17 protein-coding genes are annotated in these 19,462 nt (G+C 51.9%); 5 read left to right on the top strand and 12 right to left on the bottom strand.

The window, feature by feature from the left end; all coding sequences use genetic code 11:
* Positions 1-779: MBL fold metallo-hydrolase (locus B036_RS0121310; protein WP_020570768.1), on the top strand; the 779-nt coding region annotated here is incomplete at its 5' end.
* On the opposite strand, the gene B036_RS0121305 is transcribed toward B036_RS0121310, so the two are convergent.
* The gene (locus tag B036_RS0121305; RefSeq protein ID WP_020570767.1) at positions 730-1,350 is read right to left on the bottom strand and encodes a WbqC family protein; all 621 of its coding nucleotides are present in this window, start codon (positions 1,348-1,350) and stop codon (positions 730-732) included. The two genes, B036_RS0121310 and B036_RS0121305, sit on opposite strands and share 50 nt — an antisense overlap.
* Positions 1,351-1,421: 71 nt before the next feature.
* Here B036_RS0121305 and B036_RS0121300 point away from each other — a divergent pair, with 71 nt between their 5' ends.
* A complete protein-coding gene (locus tag B036_RS0121300) occupies positions 1,422-1,883 on the top strand; it encodes a hypothetical protein (protein WP_020570766.1) in 462 nt (153 codons plus the stop codon).
* Positions 1,884-1,934: 51 nt separating this feature from the next.
* Positions 1,935-2,990 (top strand): saccharopine dehydrogenase family protein, encoded by a 1,056-nt coding sequence (locus tag B036_RS0121295; RefSeq protein WP_020570765.1) that lies wholly within the window; start codon positions 1,935-1,937, stop codon positions 2,988-2,990.
* Positions 2,991-3,444: 454 nt separating this feature from the next.
* Here B036_RS0121295 and B036_RS0121290 read toward each other — a convergent pair whose 3' ends face one another.
* The gene (locus B036_RS0121290) at positions 3,445-3,999 is read right to left on the bottom strand and encodes a YqgE/AlgH family protein (RefSeq protein WP_020570764.1); all 555 of its coding nucleotides are present in this window, start codon (positions 3,997-3,999) and stop codon (positions 3,445-3,447) included.
* Between the two features lie 172 nt (positions 4,000-4,171).
* Here B036_RS0121290 and B036_RS30430 point away from each other — a divergent pair, with 172 nt between their 5' ends.
* Both B036_RS30430 and B036_RS0121280 read left to right on the top strand, forming a co-directional pair.
* Positions 4,172-5,335 carry an alpha/beta hydrolase-fold protein gene (locus tag B036_RS30430; RefSeq protein WP_020570763.1) on the top strand — a complete coding sequence of 388 codons (1,164 nt, stop codon included), beginning with the start codon at positions 4,172-4,174 and terminating at the stop codon, positions 5,333-5,335.
* Positions 5,336-5,515: 180 nt separating this feature from the next.
* Positions 5,516-6,655, top strand: coding sequence for a hypothetical protein (locus tag B036_RS0121280; RefSeq protein ID WP_020570762.1), 1,140 nt, complete (start codon positions 5,516-5,518; stop codon positions 6,653-6,655).
* Between the two features lie 35 nt (positions 6,656-6,690).
* Here the strand turns inward: B036_RS0121280 and B036_RS0121275 are convergent, their stop codons facing one another.
* The 10 genes from B036_RS0121275 to B036_RS0121230 form a co-directional block, all read right to left on the bottom strand.
* Positions 6,691-7,899, bottom strand: a complete 1,209-nt coding sequence (locus B036_RS0121275) for an NAD(P)-dependent oxidoreductase (protein WP_020570761.1) — start codon at positions 7,897-7,899, stop codon at positions 6,691-6,693.
* Between the two features lie 134 nt (positions 7,900-8,033).
* Complete coding sequence (locus tag B036_RS32455) at positions 8,034-8,777, bottom strand: phosphatase PAP2 family protein (protein WP_020570760.1); 744 nt, start codon at positions 8,775-8,777, stop codon at positions 8,034-8,036.
* Positions 8,778-8,802: 25 nt separating this feature from the next.
* Positions 8,803-9,564 (bottom strand): NIPSNAP family protein, encoded by a 762-nt coding sequence (locus B036_RS0121265; protein ID WP_020570759.1) that lies wholly within the window; start codon positions 9,562-9,564, stop codon positions 8,803-8,805.
* A gap of 50 nt (positions 9,565-9,614) precedes the next feature.
* Positions 9,615-9,956 (bottom strand): tRNA-binding protein, encoded by a 342-nt coding sequence (locus B036_RS0121260; RefSeq protein WP_044103415.1) that lies wholly within the window; start codon positions 9,954-9,956, stop codon positions 9,615-9,617.
* Positions 9,957-10,105: 149 nt separating this feature from the next.
* Complete coding sequence (locus B036_RS0121255) at positions 10,106-11,587, bottom strand: SLC5/6 family protein (RefSeq protein ID WP_020570757.1); 1,482 nt, start codon at positions 11,585-11,587, stop codon at positions 10,106-10,108.
* 253 nt (positions 11,588-11,840) lie between these two features.
* Positions 11,841-13,277 carry a SusD/RagB family nutrient-binding outer membrane lipoprotein gene (locus B036_RS0121250; protein WP_026232206.1) on the bottom strand — a complete coding sequence of 479 codons (1,437 nt, stop codon included), beginning with the start codon at positions 13,275-13,277 and terminating at the stop codon, positions 11,841-11,843.
* A 174-nt stretch (positions 13,278-13,451) separates the two neighbouring features.
* Positions 13,452-16,694, bottom strand: coding sequence for a SusC/RagA family TonB-linked outer membrane protein (locus B036_RS0121245; protein WP_020570755.1), 3,243 nt, complete (start codon positions 16,692-16,694; stop codon positions 13,452-13,454).
* 72 nt (positions 16,695-16,766) lie between these two features.
* The gene (locus B036_RS32450) at positions 16,767-17,429 is read right to left on the bottom strand and encodes a TIGR04282 family arsenosugar biosynthesis glycosyltransferase (protein ID WP_020570754.1); all 663 of its coding nucleotides are present in this window, start codon (positions 17,427-17,429) and stop codon (positions 16,767-16,769) included.
* A gap of 222 nt (positions 17,430-17,651) precedes the next feature.
* Complete coding sequence (locus tag B036_RS0121235) at positions 17,652-18,134, bottom strand: hypothetical protein (protein ID WP_020570753.1); 483 nt, start codon at positions 18,132-18,134, stop codon at positions 17,652-17,654.
* A 91-nt stretch (positions 18,135-18,225) separates the two neighbouring features.
* Positions 18,226-19,278: a PA0069 family radical SAM protein gene (locus B036_RS0121230; protein ID WP_020570752.1), complete on the bottom strand. Its 1,053-nt coding sequence runs from the start codon at positions 19,276-19,278 to the stop codon at positions 18,226-18,228.
* Between the last annotated feature and the right edge of the window lie 184 nt (positions 19,279-19,462).

Here is a 19,462-nt window from a genome sequence, read left to right as displayed (position 1 = left end):
TCTTCGACAACCCCGATCCTAAACGTCAGGTAACCAGCCTGGGCCTCATCGACCGAATAAGCGGCAAAACCTACCTGTTTGAGGCCAGCCCCGATTTTCCCCGGCAAGCTAAAGCGCTGAAAACCGCCGCAGGTGTTGACCAGGAATTACCCAACGGGATTTTCCTTACTCATGCACACATCGGTCATTACGCTGGCCTGATGTACCTGGGGAAGGAAGCCACCAACGCTAACCAGGTACCGGTCTACGCCATGCCCCGCATGCGCGGTTTCCTGACCAACGACGGCCCCTGGAGCCAGCTGGTAAGTACTAACAACATCGCCATAAAGGATTTGGCCGCAGACAGCACCATTCAACTCACCCCACAACTACAAGTAACGCCCTTCACGGTGCCGCATCGCGATGAGTTCTCCGAGACCGTGGGTTACCTCATTAGCGGCCCCAACCAAAAAGCCTTGTTCATTCCCGACATCGATAAATGGGAAAAATGGGATCGGCGGATTGAGGACCTCATTGCCGAAGTGGACTATGCGTTTTTAGACGGCACCTTCTACGACGCGGCAGAACTTAACACCCGGGACATCTCCCAGGTCCCCCACCCCTTCGTCAGCGAGAGTATGCAACGCTTCGCTGCGCTAAGCGCAGCCGAGAAAGCAAAGATCAACTTCATACATTTCAACCATACGAATAGGCTACTGGCACCGGAAAGCGATGAAAACACAGAAGTGATCAGGCAGGGTTTCCAGGTGGCGGATTTTGGGGAGCAATTTGGCTTGTAACCAATTGCGGACCTAAGCAGAATAAGGCATCCAGCACGGACAAGCCAGGTAAGAAACCATGGCGATCCGTAAAGACCTGGGGATAAGGTGTCAGGCTAGCTGCCGGCTGCTTAACCCGGTTAAAACCCGGAGTTTCTCCCGAGATAAAAGTCTCCGTTTCCAACCGGGGCACGTCCCAGTGTACCAACCTAAGTACCACTTCCGTCAGCTCCTGATTTAAGTCCCAGAGGGTCGCCGGCCGGGATCGAGCAACGTCAAATAGTTCCTCGGCATAGTACTCAAAGAAAGGGGAACGACCGTAAGCTGTTTTGATGGCCTGCTCGTGTTCCCGCCACCATTCATTACGGTAGCTGATCCTAACTTCCTGAATGGGCTTTTTCTGGTGTTTCCCCTTCTCCAGTGGGATAGACAATAATTGTACGCCATTGGGTCCGGCGATGCGGCAGCGATTACGCCAGCCTCCCTTCTGGTAATTTTCGTGGGCCTCGGTGTACCAGGCACCGCATTCGCTGGCTAAGACAAACCAATGAGCAGGAGGAAAGTAGGCAGTACTTGTCAGGAGTGGAGACATAGCTAAAACAATCAGTTCTTATTCGTAACAATAACGTGGTTGTCGCGTTAGGAGGACAAAAGTAAGAACCGATGGAAAACACATCAATCTTCGAGAAGGAAATCGATCCGGTGTATCAAGCTGCAGGATCGTTAGTTGCCGTGTTCATTGCCATTTTGTTGGGCGCGCTCGTATCTTCTGGTACCGAAGAGCTGGTCTCTAACCGTTGGCCGTGGCTCTGTGCCGCAAGTTTCCTTTTACTTTTTGCCCTCTTTAACGCCATCATGAGTGCGACCTCCAAAGATTTGATGAAGTACTGGGGGCGGAGCATTTACTCCTTTGCCGGGCTAGCTATCGGTTCCGGATTGCTGGCCTGGGGCTTTAGCGGTCTTTCGATCGGAGAAGCGGGTTCCTACAAATGGATATTCTTCGTGGTAACTTTAGGATACCTGGTTTTTTTAAGCATGGTTGCTTTCATGAAGCAAATCGTGGAGTTTGCACAAAAAGAAGAATGGAGCCGTCCGAAATTGCGAAATAAGAAACGGCGGCGGTAGGGCTGAAGCAATTCTTCAAAACCATTTCATTAATTCTACTTATCCTGCAGCATGAACGGATTCCTGCTCTACGGTGCCTATGGGTATACCGGCCGATTGATCACCCGCATGGCTGCGGATTACGGACTACGCCCCACGCTGAGCGGTCGCAATGAAAAGAAGCTGCGGGCGATGGCGGAAGAATTTGGGTTCCCCTTTCGGGCTGTGAGCCTGGAAGATAAAGTATCGTTGACGGAAATTGTCAGCCAGTTCAAGGTAGTCTTACACGCTGCAGGGCCGTTCATACATACTTCAGGACCAATGCATCAGGCCTGCCTGGCAACGGGTGTACACTACCTGGACATTACCGGAGAAATCGCAGCTTTCGCTGCAGCCCAGTCTCTCCATGCAGCAGCGAAGGCCAAAGGCGTTATGCTTATGCCAGGGGTTGGCTTCGATGTGGTCCCGACCGACTGCATGGCCGCCTACCTCAAACAACTACTTCCCTCTTCAGACCATCTTACCCTGGCCTTTGCCTGGAAAGGCGGCGGCGTTAGCCACGGTACTGCAATGACGATGGTTGAAGGCCTGGGAGAGCCGGGAGCCGTGCGTAAAAACGGCAAAATCGTGCCGGTGAGGCCAGCTTACAAAGTCCGGGACTTCCCCTTCGTTGCTGGCAAGGAACGGACAGCAGTAACCATTCCGTGGGGTGACGTTTTCACAGCTTACCACACCACTGGTATACCAGACATCGAGACTTACTTTTCCACACCTCCCGCTCAGATTATGTTCATGAAAGCCAGCCGGTACCTGGGCCCGATTCTGCGCCTGCCGATGGTCAAATCATTCCTTCGTCGCAAAGTCGCCGCCCGCCCCGCCGGGCCTACGGACGAGCAGCGCACCAAGGGAGAAGCTTACATCTATGGCGAAGCAAGCAACGCCCACGGTGAAATAGTACGTGCCCGCCTGCGGACGCCTGAGGGGTATACCCTAACGGCTATAACATCCTTACTCATTACCCGGAAAGTTCTTAACGGGGAGTTTGAAGCTGGTTACCAAACACCTGCGGGGATGTATGGTCCGGATTTGGTGATGGAGGTGCCGGGGGTAGTTCGGGAGGTGGTTTAGTCTTGTAGTTCAGTAGTCTTGTGGTCTTTTAGGCTCCCGCATAGGGGAGCTCGCTTCGCTCGTAGATTAGAACCGTTAAGGCAGTAGGACATTAAGGGCTACACTAAGGTTGTCTGGTGGGCTAACTCAATACCTATGCGGTAGCACTACTAGACCAAAAGACTACAAACGCGAATCAAGCGCTAAAGTGAGTCTTTTTACTTTACAACTAGCCTGGGATTCAGCTAATAATTTAGGGAGAGAATAATTGAATAAGAGAATACGCTACCGCACTAACCACTCACCTCGCTACGCTTTGTTCGCCATGGTGAGCAAGCGTAGCGCAGTGAACGGTACTTGCGGTAGCCATTAGCTTCGCTGCTGCCTGCGGCGGTCAATTATTCATCATTTGATTGCTGACGCGACTGTTTCAACAGATAAGTACTTATTTTAGCGCTTGATTCGCGTCAAAAGACTAATTATACTTAGCCTCTTCGTCCATATCCGCAATCACAGAAAAGGCATTGCCTTTATTATCCATGACCTTGCTCCACAAAACGTCGGGAGAAGATTGAAAGAGGTAGTTGGCATCCATGCGGGCGGTCACCCAACTGCCGTTCACCAGTTCTTCGTCCAACTGGTTCTCTGACCAGCCGCTGTAGCCGACAAAAAAACGAATATCGTGGGGCAGTATCAGTCCCTGCCGAATGAGGAACTTCAATTTTTCATAGTCTCCACCCCAATATACCCCGGAGACGACCTCATCGCTTCCTTCCAGCAGGTCTCCTTTTCGGTGTAAGTAATGGACGGTATCGCGGCCCACCGGGCCGCCGACGAAGACCGGTGCGTCAAACTCAGGGAATTCGTCGACCAGCTCGTCCACCCGTACATCGCTTTCCCGATTGAGAACGAATCCGATGCTGCCATCTTCACCATGATCAACCAGGAGCACGGCGGCACGCTTAAAATTCGGATCCAGCATGAAGGGTTCAGCCAGCAGGATCATCCCCGTTTTTATCTGCTTTTTCATGGTTGGTACGTTGGTTGCCGCTCTAACGTACGCAACCTATGGTTAGTTGCCAAGTTTTTGGCGGGGATAATTCGGAGCCACGTACCGGCCATCAGCTCCTGGCCTCCAGTTTCTGTCTCCAAGTTCCCGGAAGCGTGTTAAATTTAGCATTGTTTCCAAAATCGATTTACCAATGAAAGCCTCCCGCTTACCCCTCCTTGCGCTCCTAGTCCTCCTTTGCACCTGCGTCCGCGCCCAAAACACCTCCAATACGCAAACTGACGAGGCAGCTCCGGTCCAAAGGCCCCTTATTGAGCACGAGCTCCTGGAAGAGTTCTCCTACGAAAGTCCGGTGCTAACTGCTTTTAATAACAAGCCAACCGTCGTTAATGCGGCGGTATTACTTCCTTCAGGTTACGCTAAAGACAAGAAAAAACAATACCCCGTCCGGTACAATATTGCCGGTTACGGCGGCCGCTATACCAGGGTTAACCGGTTGTTAAGCGACAAAGAATTCAACAGCTGGTGGAGCTCTAAAACTGCTCCACAGGTCATCACCGTTTTTCTGAACGGACAAGGCCCCTACGGTGATCCTTACCAACTAAACTCAGACAACAGCGGCCCCTACGGTGACGCGTTGATTAAAGAAATCATCCCGGCCATCGACGCAAAATATCGGACTCAGGGTATCTCCGGACGCTTCACTGACGGCTGCTCCACCGGTGGCTGGGTTTCCCTGGCCCTGCAACTCATCTACCCGGAGGACTTCAGCGGTTGCTATTCCTACAGCCCCGACCCCGTCAGTTTTCATCGCATGCAGCTGATCGATATATACGAGGACGAAAACGCCTTCACTAACAAGCACGGCTATGAACGCCCCAGTAAGCGCGACATATACGGAGAACCGGCTTTCTCCATTAAAAAGGAAGTAAGCGATGAAAATAAGGAAGGCGCTTCGGGCACCTACGTAGATTCCGGCTCGCAGTGGGGATCCTGGAATGCACTGTACAGTCCCAGAGGCGAGGACGGGCTTCCAGTTCCGGTGTTCCATCCAACTACGGGCGTCATCGACCATACCGTTGCCAAACAATGGGAAAAGTACGATTTACTAAAGATGGTTTCTGCCGATTGGGAGGAGCTTGGACCAAAAGTTCAGGGCAAAATCTACGTTTGGATGGGGGACATGGATAATTATTATCTCAATAACGCTATGCGGGATTTTGACGCTTTTCTCAAGAAAACGACTAACCCGACGTCAGATGCCGTTATTGAATTCGAGGCGATGAAGGGGCATTGTGATGAGTATTCGCATACTAAGGTGCTCAAAGCTATCGGTATTCGATCCATGCCGGAATAAAGTTGGCTTTTCAACCCTACTCCAACAAAAAACGGCCACAAGTATCTATTGAACCTGAGTTATTAAAATTAAACTACCTGTTCCTGTAGGTACTATCCCCTGTTTAACTGGCGGCAGCTTGTGTAGCACTAACTGATGGCTGAATATTCACCCATTCCTTCATCAACACAATAGGACACCATGCTTATCAGACAGGCTACCTTAGCGCAAACGACCCCTCAACTTCGGGTCGCCTACGACCAATTCTTCCTCGAGCTTACGCCAGAGCAGCAACAACAAGTCAACTTCGAACAGGTGCAGACAGATGTTCATAATGTCGTCAGTAAGAAGCGGAACCTTAATCTTAACTTGGGCATTGGTCCTGTATCACGAGCAGATACCATACAAGAGATAACTAGGACAATTACCGCCCATGACTCAAAACATAATAATACAAGGTCAACTGCACCACGGGACTCATTGGATTGTGGCGTCGCGATCACAATGGTGGTCGTCGATTCCGTTATGTTGGTGATACAAGCTATCGGCCTGCCAGGCGCAATAGCTGAGCGTTCTGCTGCTAAGCTCGTAACCGAAACTGCCCCGCTGATCAGGCGATCCTTAGCGGTCTTCAGGAGCCTGGTGCATAATGTAGAAAGAGCCGTCGATGCAGCGGCAAAGGCGAAAGCCTACTACGCCATATTCGTAACATTTACGCGGACATTTGGCCTCAAGGCTATTTTCAAAGAAATACGTAATACCATGCATTGGTATGACTGGTTGATACTAGGACTCACCATCGTACTCCAGGTTGTATTACTAATCGCCACTGATGGTGTCGCCATTATCTTGCAGGTAGCTATGCTGATTGTCAGTATTGGGGCCTTGGGAGTGGCCGTCCTCAATGCCGTAAATGCATGTAAACTTCCGGATGTTGGAACTGGTGCTCCTGACATGGTTGATAAAGGATGGGTATTATTGCCAGGTGAATCACTAAAAATAAATGAGAAAATGGTGAGTTCGAATGGGAAGTATTGGCTCTACCAGGGTGAGAACGGGAACACCATACTTTCCACCACCGAAGATCATGGTCGTTGGGAAAAAAATGTAATTTGGACAAGCAAAGTCTATGGTAAACAAGGACTTGGGCTTGCGTTGTTCATGTCAAAAGAGGGAGATCTTTCCGTGAGAAGTAGTGCCAGTAGTCCCGAAAGGTTCTGGACAGCATTTAGCAGAGGTGTACCGGGCAATTTTGCAGTAGTAAGTAATGATGGTCGATTACAGGTTTTCAATTCCGGTACGGGCGCTTTATTGTGGAGTAGTAATGCACCAATTACCTAGTAAATGATTCAGTAGCTGAGGGTAAGTGATTACCCTCAGCTGTTTTTTGCGTAGTTGCTCAGGTACCCAAAGTGAGGCCCAAGTTCCCCCTTCACCGTCACGCTGGCCCGCCGCAGAATGGCGGACTTAGGTTTAGCAAATTCTGGCAAAATCTTCTCAACGAAAATAGCGCCGAAGGCGGTACTCGCGTCCCGCGGCAGCTCACTGGGGAGGTTATCGATCGACATCACGTCGATGGTGCCAGGGGCATGGGCAGCCACTGCTTTTCCGGAGACAGGGTCGTAACCGAAAACCGGATCGGCGATGGTGCTGGCAAAGAGGGTGGAAGGCACGCTGGCCGCCGGAGCAATATCGCAGGTGACGTCTCCGATGACCTCGATGTTGAAATCCGGAGCGGTCATCTCCTCGGCCGTAAAGAAAGCGGGGGCTTTACCGTCCCAGAAAATGCCGTTGATAAAAATATCGGAAGATTTCATGTAGGGCGCAAAGGCCGATTCGTACTCCTCTCCGTGGGCATAAAAATGATCCTTGTCGAAGGGTTTCCCTTCCGCGTGTCGGGCGTAGTTTTTTACGTGGAGCTGCGTGAATACCGATTTGCCCATGCCGGACAGGTAGTCTTTAGGTCCCAGCCGGTCAAAGCCCATGTCGTGCAATACCTGCGCTGCGCCCTGCCCTACCCGGCCGGTGCCCGTAAGCACGATGCGCAGTGGTGGGAGATCGAGTTTGGCGTAAACTTCTTTGGCCGCAGCGTAGTCGTAAAGATCCTGCAGGCGGGGTAATTCAAAAGCGCCCGTTCTCTGGGCGTAGGTCCATACAGCGTTGTGCGCACCGACCATTCCGGCCCAATATCCGAAAGCGATCAGCCGCCGTCCGTGGTCGCCAGTCAGGTATTCATAATCGATGTGGGTAATGCCCTTGTCCAGAAAAGCCCGCATCAGTTTTTGGTTATAAGGCTGCTCTTTGGCTACGTGGGCAAAAAAGCAGTAGGTTTTACCGTCGATCAGTTTATCGACCGGCACTTCTTTCACGCCGATCAGCAGGTCGCGGTCGGTAATATCCTCAACCAGAGGAACCCCCAATTCGGTGTATTCCTGATCTTTGAACGCACGACAATCACTTGGTTGTACGACGATGTCGATGCCCCGGCTTCTCAGTTCAGCGACTTGTGGCGGCGTTAGCGGAACCCGGCTATCAGGGGGCGTTTTCTCTTCTCTGAGAACGGCAATGGATGGATACATGGTCATGATTGGTTAGTTGGTCTATTGGTTCTTTGGTATTATTTGGTCTATTGGTGCTAAAGAACCAATAGACCAATATGACCAATAGACCATTATGGGCGCGGACGCAGGTGCAAAGGAAAGATTAAAAAAGCAAGGATTCATTCCGGAGGAGGAATTTTTCCAGAAGCAGCTTCCCGTTTCCGAAAAAAGTCCAACCACCCCCGATCAAGCCAGGTTACTTCGGGGTAGGCAGCTTTTTGAAGATAGTAGGCCAGGGCACCGATGAGCACCCCTAAAAATGCACCGGCGGTTACGTCGCGCAGAAAATGATAGAGGAGGTACATCCGGCTGAACCCCACCATTACAGCAAGGCCAAAACACAGCAGGCTTACCGACAGTTTACGTTTCCTGGCGGTAAACGCCAGAAAGCCATACAGGGCAAAGGCTGAAGCAGTATGCCCGCTGGGGAAACTACTATCGGGGTCCCAACTTCGCCAGTTTTCTTCAAACAGGTTAAGGGAATGCCATATCTCTTCGTAATTATCGAAAAACCAGCGCATCGGCCTCGCCTGGGCAAAAACAGCTTTTAAAATGCCAGAAAAGACGCCCGCCAGCGCACCCGTTACGATCGTAAAAATTCCGTGCCTGTAGCTGAAGGCAGTCACTATGATGATTACGCCCAGGTACGCCACCGGTTCCGCAAAATGAGTGCCGACCTTAAAGAAAGTATCCCAATTCCCCGTACGCAGTTTATTGATGGCGACCAGGGCGTCGCCCTGGGCAGACGAAGCAATGAGAACTATGTTTGCCAAAACCAAAAGCAACGTTCCGCCGACAAACAACCAGTTGTAACGCAGGAAGCGTAACACGGCAGAGAAGGAATTAGGGGAAGAAACGGGCATGGGGCTAAGGTAATAAGGCTATTGCTTATGCCGGCACCAAAAACGTTTTACGAATATTGGACACCGAATTGGCATACTTTTCCAGTCCAACCATCGCCTTCCATTCCGGATGACTGCCGAAAACACTCCAGTTGGCATTACGCTCTTCCATATTCCTGAAGTGTAACATGTACACCAGGCTCGGACGGTAAGGGCCTGAAATCATTTTCCCGAAGAAGACGGGGTGAAGACCAACCTTGAGGAAAAGTTTGATTTCTTCATCGTTGAACATCGCGGTTTTACGGCGCAAGGCATCTTCGCTATAGCCTTCGTAGGTGCGTAACTCGAAAAGGCCGGCATCATCGCCGGGGTTTGCCACCAGGGGCATCCCCTGGAAAGCGTGCAGCAGTTGGGAAGAGAACCGGTTATACACAGGTTTATCAGCCGGGACGGTGTTGTACTTCGTGGCTGCTTCCCGGTATCCTGCATCCGCATTCAGGTGCTGGCCGGCCAGATAAGCCTCGGCGTTAGGGTAAGCGATAAGCACCCATACCTTAGCAGGTTCCTCATTACCGAGTTCTTTCATCACCCGAAAAGTCGGACAACCGAGTCGTTTCAGTGCGGGTTCCAGCACCTCTTTGAGGTAAGTCATCAGGACACCCTGACCGCTGCCTCCGAATTTAATTTCGTAGGTACGCAGTTCGATCAGTTGTCGTTCTTCAGCAGCAGAACCTGATGGCGTTGTTATAGCGCCAAGACTTAGGGGAAGCGCAGCAGCTGCGGTTGTGATGAATTTTCTTCTTTGCATAATGGTCCAGTTATCTGGTTATCAAGTTGTCTGGTTGTCAGTTGTCGGGGTTATCCAACCCTCGTACCGTTAGCTACTGCCTTATCCGGCCGCAGCAAGGTAACCACTTTCCCTTCTATGCCGCCCAAAACGAGGCATTCACTCATCATATTAGCAATCTGCTTCGGCGGAAAATTCAGTACAGCGATCACCTGCCGACCAACCAATTCCTCGGCCAGGTACCGATCGGTGATCTGCGCAGAGGTCTTCCGCTCTCCGAGCGGACCGAAGTCGATCCTTAGCTTGTAACTCGGATTGCTAGCTTCGGGAAATGGTTCAGCGCTCAGAACTGTGCCTACGTGCATTTGGACGCGGGTGAATTCTTGCCAGGTCAGAGGGGACGTCTTATCCATATTGCGAATATAGGTGGGAAGTAACGTTTTGTTGCACGCACCTTCGAACATGTTCGAAGGTTAAAATTCTGGCAAGTTCCTAACCTTATCTGAAAGCGGTCGAAGAATTACGCAGTACCCATTAATGTTTCTCAACACAAAAGATAACCTCAGGTAAAACGCACCTTATTCCAGGCCAGGGGAAGCAAAAATAGCATGGAACACCCGATTAACTCCAGAATAGTTACCCCCAGCAAGTCGGCGTATTTACCAGTAGAGACCGTCCAAGCCTCCGGCCACCAACCGAAGACCAACGCGAAACCACACAGTAAACCAAAGCCCACAGAGAGCCAAAAACTCAGGGGTGGTGCTTTGAGGCGCCATAAGCAAAACACTGGTGCCAAACCCGCAACCATAGCACCGGATACGGTTGTAGCTGACAGTATTTCCGGGCCAAGGAAAACCGGAATCGTCCCTAAAATGGTGATCAGAGCCATGGCCAGGCGACCGGCGGAGACAGGGTTGGTGGTATATGGATAGATAAACCACGCGAGGTTCGCTTTATCCTTCTCCCCTCCGGTTAATTCTTCCTCCGATGAAGGCTCCAGCATAAATGATGGGGAACCAATCTCGTCGATGGCTTGCCCTGCAAGTAACTTCCCTTGCACCTGCGGCCCCGCCCCTAAGTCAATCACCGCTAATTTGGCGAAACTGGTAAACGTCGAATCCAGCGTACTGGCCGCCGAGGTAATCATGATGAAGTTCATCACTAATAAAATCGGGCCGCCCAGCAGCTTGGCGACCTCAACCGGTGCCTGCCCCTGTACGCCAGTAATCCCGCCATAAATGCCGACAATGCTGAACAACACGATGCAGATAAAACCAATCGGCATGGCCCAGAAAAAGGCCTTCAGCGTCGTTTTTGGGTCGCTCAAAAAGCCCCGGTCCGTCATTACCGGATCATGAAAAGGGTAACTGAAACTCTGCAAAATGGCTACGAGCAATAAATTTCCGCCAGCCGCCATCGTCCATTCTCCGCTCGACATAATCGGTGCAATCTGGTAATCTACCCGGGGTAGAACCGCCAGTAAGATGACCGTGATCAACACCCCAAACAAGGCCATCTGGATCACGTCGGTGAGGATGCTCGATGACATCCCCCCCTTCAAACTATACGCCAGTGTCAACAAGGTAAAGACCACGATCGCCGCGTAATAAGCTGGCTCCCCCTCCCCACCGAAGTAGCTGCCAATCACCATCGTATTCGACCATACTTCGTTGAACAACCTAAAACAGATTAAGAGCGAAAACATAATCATCGCTCCCTTACCAAAGCGGCTCGAAAGGAAATGATGAATCGACGTGAATCCGCCCACCGTCCGCATCCGGTAGATCACCCAGCCTGCGACACCAAAACTAAGGTAATAGGCACCGTAGGCCACGCCACCTACCAGTCCGAAGGCCAGACCAAGATTTGCCGCATTGGTAATGGATTTGGCGAATAACCAACTGATAACCAAGCTGCTCGTTAGTGCCACTAGCCCAGGCGCCCGTTCACGCCTTGAGCCGCCGAAGAATTCGGCGGCCGTTCGCGCCATTGGGGCAACTGCGAAAAGGAGTAGGCTGGAGCCTACAACTAGCAGCCACTGCATTAGATTAATAGATTGGTAGTCTGGCAGATTGATAGACCTTGGTTTATATATGTTGAAATAAAATTGAACCGGGAAGGATAACAGAGCAGGTTTCTCTACTCCAAAATGCGGCAGCCTACAAGACTACCAAACTACAAGACTACCTTGGTGTAGCTCTTAATGTCTTACTTCCTTAATGGTTTCCCCAAAACGAGCAAAACGAGCAAAGCGAGCACCCCGATGCGGCAGCCTACAAGACCAACAGACCGCAAGACTACTCTGTGTCCCACCAAACCCGAACATTAACCGAGTTATCCTCAGTAGCCGCTGCAGCCACCTGATAATTTTCGAAGTTCAGCGCTTGCTCATCGCTGGGGTACGGCATTCGGACGGGATAAAGGCCAGCATTCAGGCTTGCCTGTACTGGTTTCAGGGCCGGGAAGCCGGTCCGTCGCCACTCGGCCCAACCCTCGTAGGCGTTTCCGATGTTGGCGATCCATTTTTGGGTGATGATTTGCTCAAGGCCGTTATCTGCATCCCAGGCAGCGGAACTGCGAGTCAGGTGGTTGCCGGGCATATCGGTGAGCCAGTAATCGAAAGCTTTAGTTACTCCGCTTTCGTACGATTCCTGTGCATTAGCATTTACGTATCCCTTCAACATAGCTTCTGCCAGTAAAAAATCGGTTTCCCAGGCCGTCATAAAGTTGAAGTCGTGGTCGCCAGTATTTTCGCGAAAAATGGTACCGGGGCGGGCAAAATCGTCGGGTGTGATTGCACTAGAGGCATCAATGCCGTTGATGATGCCGCTGAATTCATTGGTCGCGGCACTAGAGCGAAAATGAGTCGCTACGCGGGGATCGCCGGAGTCGGCGTAAATTTCCTGTGCAGTTTCACTCATCAGGAATACGTTGAAGATACCGACGCGGGCCGTGGCGAACGGAAAGCTATTGGGCGGCCCTGCAGCAAAATCGAAGGTAGCATTCTGCTCGTTAGTTTGCAGGTAACGGCCACTTTGGAAAATAAAGTTAAGCTCCAGACCGGGCCCTCTGCGATCAGAGATGCGCATCAGCGCTTTGATCCTTAGGCTGGTGGCGAAACGAATCCAACCTTCGAGGTCCCCATCGTAGAGCAAGTCGCCTTGTAGCGTTTGAACGCCAGTGTAGTCGTCCATTGCCCGCACGGCCTCTCTCAGGTTATCAAGAATTCCGCCAGCTTCCATGTAAATAGCTTCCTGGGTGTCGTATTTCGGGGTGGTGATACCAGCCGAGCGGCCCTGAAAAGCATCAAAGTAAGGTACATCACCGAACATATCAGTTAGTGTCATGGTCAGGTAGGCCTTCATTACCAAGGCAGGACCTTCATAAACCGATTGCGCGGGGTTTTCACGGCTCAATTGCAGGATGGTCTCGTTGTCGCGCAGGGCAGTATAGAGAATTGGCCAGGGATTACCGCCTTCCTGCGGAGAGCTCAGCGCATGCCGGTCAAAGAGGTTAAAATCGATCATCGAGAAATGCTGACTCAGCAAGTTTCCAGCTACGAAGCCTTCGTAACTCATCGCGTCACCGTAGCCGTATAATACCTGGCGTAGCAGCAATTCGGGCTGGACTTCGCTGGGTGCATTATCGTTAGTGTTTATGGCCTCGAAGTCCTTGGTACAGGTGAAGAGAAGGAGAAAAGGGAGAAGGGATAAAAGGAGGAATAGCTTTTTCATTTTTTTATTTTTTTGGCGCGGACGCGGGTGCAGAGTGAGTTGGTGAGTCACTGAGTGGCTACCGCTGTTTCCACTCATTTCGCTTCGCTCATTCGCCTTAGGTGAGCAAGCGAAGCGCCGCGAACGGTACTTGCGGCAGCAACTCAGTGACTCAGTAACTCTCCAACTCACTACTTAGAACTCCACCCCAAGGTTAAGCCCAAACGACCGAGCAGAGGGGTAAGAAATGTCCTCCACCCCACCAACGATGTTCTGCCCCTGAATCGCGAACTGCTCAGGATCAAAGTGTGGGATGGCCGAGAAAGCATACAGGTTCCGACCGATCAGGCTCACGCTCAGACTGCCCAGCCCACTCAGGAAACTATCCGCTAACTGATCTTGATTCATGTGGTAGGTAAGAGAGACTTCCCGAATTTTAAGGTAGCTGGCATCATAGACGTTGTTCTCCTCGTGGTTCCGATCGTAGAAGCTACGGTAGTAGCTTTCGGCGGAAACGGGGGTGGTGTTTTGTACGTAAACCGGGTTATCGCTGGAACCCGTATTCTGGACCCCTTCGATGACAAAACCGGCCTCCGGCCGGTCCGCCGTCTCCGCCAACTGGCCGGCAACGCCGGCCAGGGCCAGCGTCCTGCTTACGATCTGGCCACCCTGTCGCCAGTCAAGCAATACGCCCAGGTCAAAGTTCCCCACCCGGAAGTTGTTCTGAAAGCCCAGGATAAAATCCGGGTTAGCGTTGCCTAGTTTTTTCAGGTTATTGTCGGCAATGAAGCCACCTGAACTGTTCAGCACCAGATTGCCATCGTCGTTTCGGAGGTAGCCCGTTCCCCATATGTCTCCGATCTCTCCACCTTCCTCGATGATGAAGAATACCGTCTGGTTTACGGAGTTGTAGACACGGCTGTAGGCCAAAGTAAATCGTTCCGTCCCGTTGGGCAACTCATCCACCGTTGCCTTTGTCGTACTGAAGTTAAAGCGGCTGGTCCATTTGAAACCGGTGTTCCATATCGGACGCAGGCTCAAAACAGCCTCTAACCCGGAAGCACTCACTTTCCCCCCATTCACGATCTGCTCCCGGTAGCCGGAAGATAAGGGTACGGGCAGGCTAAGGATCTGGTTTTCGGTGGTCTGGTTATAGTAGGTTACATCCAGGCCGATCCGGTCGTCCAGGAAACGGGCGTCGAAGCCAAATTCCGCACTGGTTATTTGCTCAGGCAGTAAGCCGGGCGCGGCCAGCACAGCCTGTTCCGTGAAGGTTGGTTGACCGCCAAAAGGTGTCTGTGCCACGAAGGTCGAACTTGTCCGGTAGGGATCGGTATCGTTGCCGACCTGCGCCCAATTGGCCCGCAACTGCAGGAAGCTGACGCTGGTTGGCAGGTTCAGGACCCGATCGGCCAGGAAGCTGAGGCTGACGGAGGGGTAAAAAAAGCTCGTGTTATCCGCATTGGTCGGCGTAGCCAGAGCGGAAGACCAGTCGTTACGTCCGGTAACGTCGAGAAAGAGGAAGTCTTTATAGCCGATTTTGGCCAGGCCGTATACACTGTTGATCCGTTTATTGGCCACCTGATCAAATATCTCTACCGGGCTGGCGGCATTGCTAAGGCGGAAGATCCCGGGCTGCGCCAAAGTGTTGGCCTGGCTCTGCGTATTGCGGGCCGTTTGGTCGAGACGGTTTGCGCCACCAAGAAGATTAAGACTGAAGTTCCCCGCCAGATTAGGGCGGTAGTCGAGCAAAAGGTCAGTATTGTTTTCGCGGTAAAAAACGTCGTTCTCTGCGTAACCTCCCTGGACGAAACGGTTCGAGCTGAAGTTGCGACGAAACTGCCGTTGTTCGTTGCTGTAATCCATACCGGAGCGAACGGTGGCCCGCAAGGTTGGGCTGAATTCGTAGCTGGCAGAAACGTTGCCAAACAGGCGGTCCCGGTTAAAGCTGTTGCGGTTCTCCTGTAGAATGAAGAACGGATTGTCGAAGAAAGTGTAGTTAAAGCTGTACTGCTGCGTGCCTTCCAGGCCGGGCTGCCAGTAGTTTCGCAGCGATTCTGTATTGGCCTGCCGGGGGTACCAGGCGGTAAGGCTGTAGCCGATGTTCTCGGAACCGTAACCGGCCGCTGGCCGGTTGTCCGACTGGCTGTTGACGTAGTTGATGTTCGCATTCACCGTCAGCTTATCCGTAGGCCGGAAGCCGAATTTACCGGAAATGTTCTTGCGGTTCAGGTTGACGCCGGGGATGTAGCTTTTGGAGCGCAGGTCGGTGGCTGACAGGCGAAAATCGCCATAGTCACCGCCGCCGCTGATGGCGAGGCTATTGATGGAGGTAGTTCCGGTTTCGTAGAAATCTTTAACGTTGTCGGGATTGCTGACCCAGGGAGAGGGTGTGATGGGTACGCCACCGTGTACGGCCACATCGCCGCCGCGCACTACCCTGCCGTCGGGCAAGGTCACCGGGCTGTCGAACTGGGCGATGTTTAGCCCCTGGTCGAGGCGGGGACCGTAGCTGTAGGTGATGTTGTCGGAAGTGCCGGCACCCAGGCCGTCGACGAACTCGAACTGTCCGCCCTGTCCCTGGCCAAACTCGTTCTGTACCTCAGGCAACTGGAAGGGGTTGTCGACCGTCAAGCTACTGTTGAAGCTGATGCCAAGGCCTGGCTTACGGCCTCCGGATTTGGTAGTGATCTGGACCACGCCGTTGGCGGCCCGGGTGCCGTACAGCGCCGCCGCCGAAGCGCCCTTTAGGATACTGACGGATTCGATGTCGGCCGGGTTGACTTCCATGGCACCGTTACCAAAGTCGACTTCCTGAAAGCCGGCGGCGGCCTCGTTGGTCAGGTTGATGATGGTATTGTTGTTGATCGGTGTTCCGTCGACGACGAACAGCGGGTTGTTGTTGGTGAAGGAGGATTGCCCCCGGATCACGATTTGGCTGGTGGAGCCTACGCCCGTAGCACCGGCGGTTACGCGCAGGCCGGCTACCTGGCCGGCGAGGTTATCGAGAAAATTGACGGCTTGCACGTCGGTAAGGGCCTCGCCATCGATTTGTTGGACGGCGTAGCCTAGTTCGCGGTTGTCCCGCTTTAGGCCCAGGGCGGTGACTACTACTTCACCTAAGTCAGCTCCGGGTTGCAATGCTATTGTAAGACCTTTCCATGCACCTGCGTCCGCGCCCAAATTGATACGTTCCGATTTGTAACCAGTATAACTAACGGAAAGGTAACCACCCTCGTTCCCTTTATAATATTGGAATGAGAAACGACCATCCAGATCCGTTACGGTCGGATCTTCGTAGCCATTCGGAGGCAGAACCGACGCCCCAATTAGTGGTTCTTTGGTTTCAGCATCAATTACGATACCCGATACTTGCGCCGATAAAACGACGGTAAATAGCAGGCCAACCAAAGTGGCCCACAAGCGAGTGCGAAGCATAAAAACAGACTTGAATAATGGAAAAGTAAGCTTACCGAGCTCAATTATTGAGCGTGGCGGCTGAAGCCGCCGCTACACGGGTGGTGCCCTGCCCAAACGGCGCGACACCGCGACCCGTTCGGTTTGTACTACCGGCGTTGCGAAGGTCGCTTCGGAGATAAGCAGCAGATCAAATAACTCAGCCAGTTGTCTCCTTAGGTAGAACCAATTCTGGCGCAAGTCTTCAAGCGAATTTAGGTCGCCCAGACTGGCAAAATCAATTGCTTCCGGGAACATTGCCGTCATATCGGCGTAAAGCCCGGGGGTTTCCCAGCTGAGGTTGATCAGTTCGCCGGCGATAAAATCAGTACGTTGCAGGCCGATCAGCCAGACGCCACCGCGGCGATCGGGGCCGAGGACATTTTGCCCCTGTTCGAGCATTTGGGCGGCGGCGCGCAGGTGCGAAGGAAGGACGGAAGGGCAATCATTGCCAACGACCAGCACCCGTTCGAAGCCTTCGGCATAGACCTGGGCCATCGCATTGGTGAGCCGCTGGCCGAAGTTACCTTCTACCTGATTGGTTTCACAACTGCGAAATACTGGTAATCCGGTCTTGGCCAGCGTGGCTTTAGTTCGTTCAATCAGCCCCCGGGCAATCCGACTATTCCCCCTTTGGCCCGCACCAAAACTCTTCACCTTCGCCTCGGCCGAGGCCGTGCGGGAAAAGAGAAGGATAGCGGTAGAGCTGGCTGACATATCGCAAAGGTGGGAAAAAACCAGTTACGAGATTTATGGACCCATCGGTTTTGTCGGGAGGGGACGGATGAGGAAAGGTCAAAAAAACAAAAGAACCAAGAAGTAAAGTTCCAGGTAATAACGGGAAAAAAGCGCTAAAAGCGAAGAATTCTAACACTTAGGCCATTGTCGTAATCGCTGGAGGAAATGTAAATGAAAGAAGCAACTCCAATCTTTCAATCACTAAAATTCTAGTTTACTGGTTCCTGCCCCCATTACTTTTTCAATGCGTGCATAAACTCCAACCCAGGATAACTGCTCCAACTCGGCATGGTCATACAGCTCCAAAAATGAGGGCGCATCCTTGCCCATAGCGGCCTGGAGTACATTCTGGATAAAATCAATACAGTTGTACCCTACAAGAAAATATAAGTTAGGCTTGCGTTGTTGTTTTTCGATAAACGCAACGGCCTGATCAAATTCGCTTTTAGTTAGGTGAACGGTTTTACCCGTCTGCCGAATCTTGGAGTCTTTTCCGCTACTTTCCAATCGTTCAGCGTCTTTACGTACGCTACCTTTTCCGAAAAGCACTTCTTTTTTCTCGTCAGCTTTGGCAGGATAAAAACCAAAAGTCTCTCCTTGCTGCTCTCCAGGCTTTAAAAGTTCGAGGTATGCATGACCAGCCCTCAGGCTGTCAAGAAAAACGATCATTTTGTAGTTATTCATAGCGCTGCAACGGGTATATCGAAAAAAAGATCACCCCTTAATGGGGTATTTTTTCGCGCCAGGCAGCACCAGTTTTATCGGCTTCCTTTCTTCAAAATAAGCTTAGCTGCGGTTTTCGCCGTAATTCAAAGCCGCTAAAATCATAAGCAGGCCACTCGAATTCCCCCTCGGGGAAATGTAATCGTTTCGCAAGTTTGTACTGTCGCCCAATCATCTCCGCGATCTCCCCTTCTCCCCGGTGGCGGACGCCGAATCGCTTCTCTCCCAGTTCACCACCACGGCAATCCCGGATACGGTTAAGGATACGATTAGCCCGGTCGGGATAGGCCTGGTGTACCCAGTTGGTGAAGATGGTTCCGATGTCGTCATTGAGCCGGACAATCGAGTAACCGATGCGTCGGGCTCCGGCCTCCCGGGCACGTTGGGCAATGCCAAACAATTCATGGTCCGTCAGCCCGGGAATAACTGGTGCAATATTGACGGTAACGGGAATACCCGCTGAACTGAGGGCTTCTACCGCTTTGAATCTTTGGGCGATGCTGGAGGTGCGTGGCTCCAGCATCCGGCGAACGTCCTCATCCAGGGTAGTGATACTGAGGCAGGCGTGTACCAGATTGTCCTTTGCCATCTCTTCAAGGATGTCTATATCACGTACGATCAAACTGTTTTTGGTAATCAGGCCTACCGGATGGCGCAGGTCCTGTAAAACTTCAAGGCACTGCCGGGTAATTTTCATCGTTCGTTCGGCCGGCTGGTAGGCATCCGTATTCCCCGATAGCATGATGGGCATTGGTTCGTAACTCTTCTTCAGCAAAGTCTTACGGAGTAAACCGGGAGCAGTGGCTTTATAGAGGACCTTTTGCTCAAAGTCCAGTCCCGCGCTGTACCCCCAATAAGTATGCGTGGTTCGGGCAAAACAGTAAACACAACCATGCTCACATCCTTGGTAGGGATTAAGACCATAACCGTTGCCCAGGTCCGGGCTGGTAATTTTATTTAGGATTGTTTTAGGATACGTGGGGATGAATTCTGTCCGTAATTCGTCCTCCGCATCCGGCAACTCGTCGTAACGCAGGTTGTGGTAGGGGTTGGCAGTGTTGATTTGGGCACCGCGGCCGGGGCGGAATTGGGGAGAAGCTTGCACAGAACAAATATACGTAAAACATTTTACTTAAAACAATTTATGTTTCATTTTCGAATACTGCTTATCTTAGTTTTAAAACTACGACTTCTGGGAAAGTCGTCAACCGATACAATTGCCGCAAATCCCCTCCAACACGCTGAGCCCCCTTTCAAACTTGCCACCCCTCCACCGTGTTACACTATGT

It is taken from the genome of Neolewinella persica DSM 23188, from assembly GCF_000373105.1.
GTDB lineage: Bacteria > Bacteroidota > Bacteroidia > Chitinophagales > Saprospiraceae > Neolewinella > Neolewinella persica.
Note: the sequence above shows the minus strand (reverse complement) of the source record. Positions and strands in the feature narration are given on the sequence as shown.

Excerpts from the sequence above, each read along its gene's own strand:
- B036_RS0121305 (WP_020570767.1), bottom strand. The coding sequence starts at position 1,350 with ATGTCTCCACTCCTGACAAGTACTGCCTACTTTCCTCCTGCTCATTGG.
- B036_RS32450 (WP_020570754.1), bottom strand. The coding sequence starts at position 17,429 with ATGTCAGCCAGCTCTACCGCTATCCTTCTCTTTTCCCGCACGGCCTCG.
- B036_RS0121295 (WP_020570765.1), top strand. The coding sequence starts at position 1,935 with ATGAACGGATTCCTGCTCTACGGTGCCTATGGGTATACCGGCCGATTG.
- B036_RS0121290 (WP_020570764.1), bottom strand. The coding sequence starts at position 3,999 with ATGAAAAAGCAGATAAAAACGGGGATGATCCTGCTGGCTGAACCCTTC.
- B036_RS0121245 (WP_020570755.1), bottom strand. The coding sequence starts at position 16,694 with ATGCTTCGCACTCGCTTGTGGGCCACTTTGGTTGGCCTGCTATTTACC.
- B036_RS30430 (WP_020570763.1), top strand. The coding sequence starts at position 4,172 with ATGAAAGCCTCCCGCTTACCCCTCCTTGCGCTCCTAGTCCTCCTTTGC.
- B036_RS0121300 (WP_020570766.1), top strand. The coding sequence starts at position 1,422 with ATGGAAAACACATCAATCTTCGAGAAGGAAATCGATCCGGTGTATCAA.
- B036_RS0121280 (WP_020570762.1), top strand. The coding sequence starts at position 5,516 with ATGCTTATCAGACAGGCTACCTTAGCGCAAACGACCCCTCAACTTCGG.
- B036_RS0121265 (WP_020570759.1), bottom strand. The coding sequence starts at position 9,564 with ATGCAAAGAAGAAAATTCATCACAACCGCAGCTGCTGCGCTTCCCCTA.
- B036_RS0121235 (WP_020570753.1), bottom strand. The coding sequence starts at position 18,134 with ATGAATAACTACAAAATGATCGTTTTTCTTGACAGCCTGAGGGCTGGT.
- B036_RS0121275 (WP_020570761.1), bottom strand. The coding sequence starts at position 7,899 with ATGACCATGTATCCATCCATTGCCGTTCTCAGAGAAGAGAAAACGCCC.
- B036_RS0121255 (WP_020570757.1), bottom strand. The coding sequence starts at position 11,587 with ATGCAGTGGCTGCTAGTTGTAGGCTCCAGCCTACTCCTTTTCGCAGTT.
- B036_RS0121250 (WP_026232206.1), bottom strand. The coding sequence starts at position 13,277 with ATGAAAAAGCTATTCCTCCTTTTATCCCTTCTCCCTTTTCTCCTTCTC.
- B036_RS32455 (WP_020570760.1), bottom strand. The coding sequence starts at position 8,777 with ATGCCCGTTTCTTCCCCTAATTCCTTCTCTGCCGTGTTACGCTTCCTG.
- B036_RS0121260 (WP_044103415.1), bottom strand. The coding sequence starts at position 9,956 with ATGGATAAGACGTCCCCTCTGACCTGGCAAGAATTCACCCGCGTCCAA.